Origin of the sequence: Parafrankia sp. Ea1.12 (assembly GCF_900465275.1) — a bacterium.
Lineage (GTDB): Bacteria > Actinomycetota > Actinomycetes > Frankiales > Frankiaceae > Parafrankia > Parafrankia soli.
The window spans coordinates 1-409 of sequence record NZ_UBIZ01000355.1 but is presented as its reverse complement, the minus strand read 5'-3'; the positions used below and the strand labels follow the sequence as shown (position 1 = coordinate 409).

Below are 409 nucleotides of genomic sequence, written 5' to 3'. Positions count from 1 at the left end.
ACGGTGGCTACGGGTACTCCAAGGAGTACGAGATCGAGCGCCTCTACCGGGAGGCCCCGTTCATGCTCATCGGCGAGGGGACGTCCGAGGTGCAGAAGCGCATCATCAGCCGCGCCCTGCTCAAGGAGTACAAGCTGCGAGGCTGAGGCTGCGGCTGAGTCGGCGGCCCGGCCGGGACGGCCGGCCGCCAGGTGGGGCCCCGCGCGCGTGCGGGTGGTGTACGTGGACGGATCCGCCCGCCAGGGGCGCTCGCGGGAAGGAACAGGGGTCGTCATGCAGTTCGGCCGGTACTACGAGGAGTTCGAGGTCGGCGCGGTCTACAGGCACTGGCCTGGAAAGACGGTCACCGAGTACGACGACCATCTGTTCTGCCTGCTCACGATGAACCACCACCCGCTGCACCTGGACG

The 409-nt window shown here is 68.2% G+C and carries 1 protein-coding gene and 1 pseudogene; both read left to right on the top strand.

Annotation, left to right across the window (positions count from 1 at the left end):
* Positions 1-146 (top strand): acyl-CoA dehydrogenase family protein (locus FMEAI12_RS19575; protein ID WP_146776734.1); only part of this gene is annotated, 146 nt, incomplete at its 5' end.
* Between the two features lie 127 nt (positions 147-273).
* Positions 274-409 (top strand): annotated as a pseudogene (locus FMEAI12_RS19570) (MaoC family dehydratase); the annotation flags it as partial.